At 39.3% G+C, this 6,454-nt stretch carries 6 protein-coding genes; 3 read left to right on the top strand and 3 right to left on the bottom strand.

Annotated elements, in window-relative coordinates; all coding sequences use genetic code 11:
- The first annotated feature begins 62 nt into the window (after nucleotides 1-62).
- Nucleotides 63-788, top strand: coding sequence for a triose-phosphate isomerase (gene tpiA, locus ACE1B6_RS19875; RefSeq protein ID WP_413258993.1), 726 nt, complete (start codon nucleotides 63-65; stop codon nucleotides 786-788).
- A 71-nt stretch (nucleotides 789-859) separates the two neighbouring features.
- On the top strand, nucleotides 860-1,705 hold the full coding sequence (gene folP / locus ACE1B6_RS19880) for a dihydropteroate synthase (protein WP_413258994.1): 846 nt from the start codon (nucleotides 860-862) through the stop codon (nucleotides 1,703-1,705).
- Between the two features lies 1 nt (nucleotide 1,706).
- Here the strand turns inward: folP and ACE1B6_RS19885 are convergent, their stop codons facing one another.
- The 3 genes from ACE1B6_RS19885 to aroA all read right to left on the bottom strand — a co-directional run bounded on the left by ACE1B6_RS19885 (nucleotide 1,707) and on the right by aroA (nucleotide 5,696).
- Nucleotides 1,707-2,525, bottom strand: coding sequence for an SPFH domain-containing protein (locus ACE1B6_RS19885; RefSeq protein WP_413258995.1), 819 nt, complete (start codon nucleotides 2,523-2,525; stop codon nucleotides 1,707-1,709).
- A 63-nt stretch (nucleotides 2,526-2,588) separates the two neighbouring features.
- A complete protein-coding gene (locus ACE1B6_RS19890) occupies nucleotides 2,589-4,211 on the bottom strand; it encodes an alpha/beta hydrolase (RefSeq protein WP_413258996.1) in 1,623 nt (540 codons plus the stop codon).
- A gap of 132 nt (nucleotides 4,212-4,343) precedes the next feature.
- The gene (aroA, locus tag ACE1B6_RS19895; RefSeq protein WP_413258997.1) at nucleotides 4,344-5,696 is read right to left on the bottom strand and encodes a 3-phosphoshikimate 1-carboxyvinyltransferase; all 1,353 of its coding nucleotides are present in this window, start codon (nucleotides 5,694-5,696) and stop codon (nucleotides 4,344-4,346) included.
- Between the two features lie 98 nt (nucleotides 5,697-5,794).
- On the opposite strand from aroA, the gene ACE1B6_RS19900 reads away from it, so the two are divergent.
- Nucleotides 5,795-6,283 carry a PPP2R3 domain-containing protein gene (locus ACE1B6_RS19900; protein ID WP_413258998.1) on the top strand — a complete coding sequence of 163 codons (489 nt, stop codon included), beginning with the start codon at nucleotides 5,795-5,797 and terminating at the stop codon, nucleotides 6,281-6,283.
- Nucleotides 6,284-6,454 lie beyond the last annotated feature (171 nt).

Below are 6,454 nucleotides of genomic sequence, written 5' to 3' on the forward strand. Positions count from 1 at the left end.
AATTGACCCAGAAGCCTTAAACTGGAGTTTACCCTTATAGTGTTTCTCCCTACAAAGTAACTGTGCGAAAAAAAGTTATCGCTGGCAACTGGAAAATGTACAAAACTCAGGCGGAAGCGTCGGAGTTTTTGCAGAAGTTCTTACACAGCTTAGAAGAAACCCCGGACGATCGGGAAATTGTTCTGTGTGTTCCTTTTACTGACTTGGGTATTTTATCCAAGAGTTTGCATGGTAGTCGCGTGCAACTGGGTGCCCAAAATGTTCACTGGGAAGAACAAGGCGCTTATACTGGCGAAATTTCTGGCCCTATGCTCACGGAGATTGGGGTACGATATGTGATTATCGGTCACAGCGAACGCCGTCAGTATTTCAATGAAACTGATGAAACTGTGAATTTGCGACTGAAAGCAGCGCAACTTTATGGACTAACTCCGATTCTTTGTGTTGGCGAAAGTAAGCAACAAAGAGATGCTCTTGAAACTGAATCTTTGATTATTAGTCAGTTAGCAAAAGGTTTAGTTGATGTCGATCAAAATAATTTGATTATCGCTTATGAACCGATTTGGGCGATCGGTACTGGTGATACTTGTGAATCGATCGAAGCTAACCGAGTGATTGGGTTAATTCGCTCTCAATTAACTAATGCTAATGTTCCCATTCAGTACGGCGGTTCTGTGAAGGCTAATAATATCGATGAAATTATGGCTCAACCAGAAATTGATGGCGCACTGGTAGGAGGTGCTAGCCTCGAACCTGACAGTTTTGCCCGAATTGTAAATTATCAGTAACCCTCGTTGTCATTGGTCATTTGTTATTAAGAAATAATGACCAATGACTAATTAGCAATCACCAATTACCAATGACTAATGATGAGTTAATTATTCGCGATCGCTCTTTCACCTGGAAAAAACGCACCTATTTAATGGGTGTTTTGAATGTAACTCCAGATAGTTTTAGTGATGGCGGAGAATTTAGTAATTTAGCAGCGGCTCTTTCTCAGGCAAAATATTTAGTAGAATCTGGTGCAGATATTCTCGATATTGGCGGCGAATCAACTCGTCCAAATTCGGAAGAAGTCTCTTTGTCAGAGGAACTAAATCGCGTTTTACCTGTGATTAAAGCGATTCGTAAAGAGTTAAATATTCCAATTTCTGTAGATACGACAAAATCAGAAGTTGCTAAAGCAGCTATTCTCGCTGGTGCAGATATTGTTAATGATATTTCTGGGGCTACTTTTGACTCGGAAATGTTGCCAATTGTGGCTGAATTAGGTGTACCAATTGTGTTAATGCACATCCGGGGAACACCGCAAACTATGCAAAAACTTACAGATTATCAAGATTTAATTGGTGAGATTTTCCAGTTTCTTAAAAAGCAAATTGATGCTGCTGTCGCTGCTGGAATTAACCCTGATAAAATTATCATCGATCCTGGGATTGGCTTTGCGAAAAATTATCAGCAAAACTTGGAAATTTTACGCAGATTATCGGAATTTAAAACTTTAAATTGTCCAATTTTAGTAGGGGTATCCCGCAAAAGTTTTATTGGACAGATTTTAAATCAACCTGATGCGAAACAGAGAGTTTGGGGAACGGGTGCGGCTTGTTGTGCTGCGATCGCCAATTCTGCCGATATTCTCCGAGTTCATGATGTTAAAGAAATGCGCGATGTTTCCCTAGTTGCTGATGCAATTTGGCGAGTTTAAATTACAGTAAATCATCATCAATTTCCTGAATTTTCCCTGGATTTTTTTCACTTTTCAGCAATTCTGCTAATGCTTCATTTAACACTGCTGGATTCATGAATAAGATTTTAGAATTCTTACTTTCACCCAATTTAGTGTTAGCATCTACATATTTTTGAGCTAAGAAAAACTGCAAAACTTCTTGTCCATGAGTTTGTTTTTGTAAGGCTTGAGAAATTTTTTCCATGTATTCAGCAGTACCTTCAGCATCTAAGATAGCTGCTCTTTTTCTAATTTCTGCGGCTCTTTGTTCTTCCATTGATTGTAAAACTTTGGGTGCTGGTTTAATATCTTTAACTTCAACTCTCGTTACTTTTACACCCCAAGTTTCTGTTGCTTCATCGAGTTGATGTAATAGTTTTTGGTTGATTTCTTTTCTGCTAGAATAGGTTTCTTCTAACTTCATTTGACCTATTTCCGATCGCAAAGTAGTTAAAACCAAAGTTTCAATTGCTTTTTCTACATCATCGATCGCATAATAAGCTCTCTGCATATTCAAAATTTGCCAATACACTACAGCGTCAGCTTTCAATGACACATTATCACTAGTAATAGCGTCTTGCGGTTCAATATCTAAAACCTGTTCCCTAGTCGTTTCTTCCCAAACAATTGTATCCAAAAACGGCACAATAAAATTTAAACCAGGTTTCAAAGTTGTTCGATATTTTCCCAGACGTTCTACTAATGCTTCCGAACCTTGACTAATCACCTTTCCCGAACTGAGTGAACCGATACTAGCGCCAATAATCACCAAAAAAAACGCAGATACGATCGCTTCCATAATAGTTGGGTTTGAGTTTAACTAAAATTCCCCTCCCTTCACTCTATTATTCTAACCTTGATGTTAATTTTTTCGGGATTTAGCAGCAAACTTTAACCATTGAGAAATACTTGATGGTAACTCTCTATTTAGTCGTAATGCTAACTTAGGAGTAGAAAGAGATTGAGCATAGACTGAGCTTAAAAAAGGCTGGTAAGTAGCAGCTTCTGGGGTAAATTGTTTGATGAAAGCTAGACTCACACCTCGAACTAATTGCCGTAAAGGTTCAACTTCTTCTCCGGTACGTTCTTTCAGCAAAGTAATTTGTTGAGCTAAATTTTCGGGATTTCCTACGCTTAAATGGGTTGCGCCTACTGCTGTAATCAAATACTTATTACCACCCAATTGTTTAAAAGGTTCTAATTGATGCGTAATTGCTGGGGTAAAAGCGTCTTCTGTACTAGCTAAAGTTAAAGTGGGAATTTTAATTTTTCTTAATCCTGTTTCGCCAAAAAGTTGACCGACAACTGGATTAAGAATAATCGCACCAACTAGGCGCGAATCTCCTAATTTTGGAGCTTTTGACAAATCAGTAGCCGCACATTGTAACCATTCAGCGGGAGAATGTAACAGAGGAACAACTGATTTACAGGTTTGACGTAATGCTGGTAAATTTAATTCGGCTCCCGCTAAAGCTAAAGCAGTATAACCACCTAAAGAATGACCAATTACCACAACTTTTTGAGTGTTAAATTTACCTTGCAATTCGCCAAACTTTTGATTTCTTTGCGCTAATTCATCTAATAAAAAGCTGACATCTTTTGGTCGATCGACAAACTCCGATCCAGGCATTAAATCCTGTGGTTTATCACTAATGGATGCTTGAGAAACCCTAGTAGCATTACTCCCAGTATGTTCTAATGCTGCTACAGTAATTCCCTGTGAAGCGAGATGACGAGCTAAATAGTTTAAAAATCTGCGATCGGCACCAAATCCATGAGACATTACTACTAATGGCCCTTGGGTATTTCTGGCATAATATAAATCTACCGGAATAAACCGATTTCTCTGGGAATCTTTCAAGTATAAAGTTTGTTCTTCTACTCGTTCTCTACCTAATTCTGCTGGGTTTAAATTAGGATTATATCTGGGAGTAGAAACATTTAATTCTGTCTTTAATAATGGGCCAAGAGCTTCACTTTGCCAATAAGAAGGGTTAAATTGTAAAGCAAGACCAAGTAAAGAAGTAGCTTCTATTGTGACATTTTCACCGGGAATTGCCCGTAATACTCCTATTAAACTTAACCCATTTGCTTGTCTAGCAGCTAAGGAAATTGCTAATTGTAAACTTTCAATTTTCGTATCAGGAAAAGCTCGTTCTAAAGTTTTGAGTAGTTGTGCTGACATTGGCGATCGCAACCACTCCTGTAACACTTTATCCGTCATTTGTGGATCGAGTTGCAACCGTTGCGAAAGTAATTCTTGCACTCTCGGAGTGAAAATTACAGACAACGCTTTCAGATTTTTTGGTAATTCCCCTGTTTTGGCAAAACTTTCTAAATCTGATACACTAATAGATTGTTGAAAAGGTCCTAACTGCAAAGTTAATCTTTCTACTGCGGTAGCTGGTGCTACTACTCCCCAACTCAGCATTAAACCAAAAAATAGCTGACTCAGACGCAGACCCAACCAAGGTAATTTTTTCATAGCATTGAACTTTAAAAGTGTTTGCTGCAAGTTCAAATTCTAGGATAATCAATACTCAGCTTTTTGTGTCAATTATTTACATTTCTGTTTGTAGTAAGCACTTCAGTGCTAAAGCGCCTACTACGAACAAGGCTAATTACTTTGGCAAACTTCTTGTAAGGTGGAGGTAAAATTCGGGTAGGAAATGGCAGCTGCTTCGGCGCGGTTAATGGTAGTAATACCTTGAGCATTTAAAGCAGCAATTGCTAAACTCATGGCAATTCGGTGATCGGTGTAACTATCAAGTTCAACACCAGTTAAAGGAGTTCCGCCAGTAATTTCTAAACCGTCGGGTAGTTCAGTAACTTTTGCTCCCATTTTGTTTAGTTGAGATGCCATAACTGCTAGTCGATCGCTCTCCTTAACCCGCAACTCTTCGGCATTACGAATTATAGTTGTTCCTTCGGCAAATACCGCAGCTACCGCTAAAATCGGAATTTCATCAATTAATCTGGGAATAATATTTCCCGCAATTTCACAACTTTTTAATTTGCTATATTTCACTCGTAAATCTGCAACTGGTTCCCCGGCAACTATTCTTTGATTTTCCGGTTGAATGTCCGCACCCATCATTTCTAAAATTTCCAAAATTCCGGTGCGAGTGGGGTTAACGCCGACATTTTCGACTAATAATTCTGAACCAGGGACGATCGCACCCGCCACTAACCAAAAAGCAGCAGAACTAATATCTCCTGGTACAATTACGGTTTGTCCTTGCAGTTTCGCGCCACCAAAAACAGTGACACTATTTTGTTCTGGATCTACAGTTAATTTTGCTCCAAAAGCTTGCAACATTCTTTCACTATGATCGCGTGAAAGTGCAGGTTCAATCACAGTAGTTTCTCCCTCCGCCATTAAACCAGCTAACAGAATGCAAGATTTTACTTGTGCCGAAGCAATGGGAGAATGATAAATAATTCCTGTTAATTGTTGACCTTTAACTGCTAAAGGTGCTAAAGAATTATCTTTGCGTCCCCAAATTTTTGCCCCCATTTCTTGTAAGGGTTTTACGACACGGGACATCGGACGCGATCGCAAAGAACTATCCCCCGTCACTGTAAAAAAGCTCCCCGAATGAGAAGCTAAAATTCCTAACATTAACCGCAAAGTTGTGCCAGAATTACCTGCATTTAGAACATCTAAAGGTTCGAGCAAATTACCCAAACCAATACCTTGCACTGTCACTAACTCAGTATTTAACGGGGAAATTTCTGCACCCAAAGCGCGAAAACACTCAGCAGTACTCCGCGGATCTTCTCCTAAGAGTAATCCTTGAATTTGGGTTTCCCCTTGAGCAAGAGCACCTAACATTAACGCTCGGTGAGAAATCGATTTATCTCCCGGTATTTGGATTTTGCCATTTAGCGACAACCCAGAGAAAGGTTTTTCAATTACCAAAGATTGCTGATTTTCTACAACTTTTGACCTGACGAAGGGAACTGACATTGGGATAGACTGGTGGTGGACTGTGATGTTAGATCCTACCCTTTTCTTTGTCCAACTGGGACATTTTCCACTTAGATATTCTCTTTTTCCTGAAATTTATGCTGACGCATCATCGCAAACCTGTGTGTCTATCCTTAGTTTCCACCGATCTGCCAATTTGGTCGGTGGTTGAAACTTCTGCGACGCTGTATCAAAAAGACCGTCTGCGCTTTCATTTGCTTCTCACAGAACCCGGATTGGGGATACCAGAAAGCTCAGATGCGCCAGCGATCGCTTCTGACCCAATAAATTCTCATCCCCGTCTTTTGTGGTTAGAAATTTCTCCCCATCGCGTAATCATGACTATGCAGGGAAATGGCAAATTAAGCTACCGCCATTTTTGGGAACGAGGGGTTTATGGTCTAAGTCGCTATTGGTTAAACAATGATTCATTACAAACTAATTGGCAACTGCGCTTACGTAACTTCACCCGCAGTTTAGTTTTAACCGGATATCCTTTACCAGAACATTTGCGCCTAGAATACGATTTATGGTCAGAAAAAGTGCAATTAGGTCGCTATGTTTTAAACTTGGAAATTCATCATTAATGTTGATAAATCTTGCAAAAGTTCATCTGGGTTTATTTGTGTTTAAACTGTTACGCATTTAAAAGTCATATTGTAGGGTGCGTCAGATTTAGATATTTTCCTTTCTACATAGGCTTTAACGTCTGACGCACCCTACTCGTTAATAAGTGATTTAAATGCGTAACAGCTTAT

It is taken from the genome of Floridaenema fluviatile BLCC-F154 (assembly GCF_041929135.1).
In the GTDB taxonomy this organism is placed as follows: domain Bacteria; phylum Cyanobacteriota; class Cyanobacteriia; order Cyanobacteriales; family Aerosakkonemataceae; genus Floridanema; species Floridanema fluviatile.

Bases quoted from the DNA above. Each gene is read 5' to 3' on its own strand.
- folP (WP_413258994.1), top strand. From the start codon at position 860: ATGACTAATGATGAGTTAATTATTCGCGATCGCTCTTTCACCTGGAAA.
- ACE1B6_RS19885 (WP_413258995.1), bottom strand. From the start codon at position 2,525: ATGGAAGCGATCGTATCTGCGTTTTTTTTGGTGATTATTGGCGCTAGT.
- ACE1B6_RS19890 (WP_413258996.1), bottom strand. From the start codon at position 4,211: ATGAAAAAATTACCTTGGTTGGGTCTGCGTCTGAGTCAGCTATTTTTT.
- aroA (WP_413258997.1), bottom strand. From the start codon at position 5,696: ATGTCAGTTCCCTTCGTCAGGTCAAAAGTTGTAGAAAATCAGCAATCT.
- ACE1B6_RS19900 (WP_413258998.1), top strand. From the start codon at position 5,795: ATGCTGACGCATCATCGCAAACCTGTGTGTCTATCCTTAGTTTCCACC.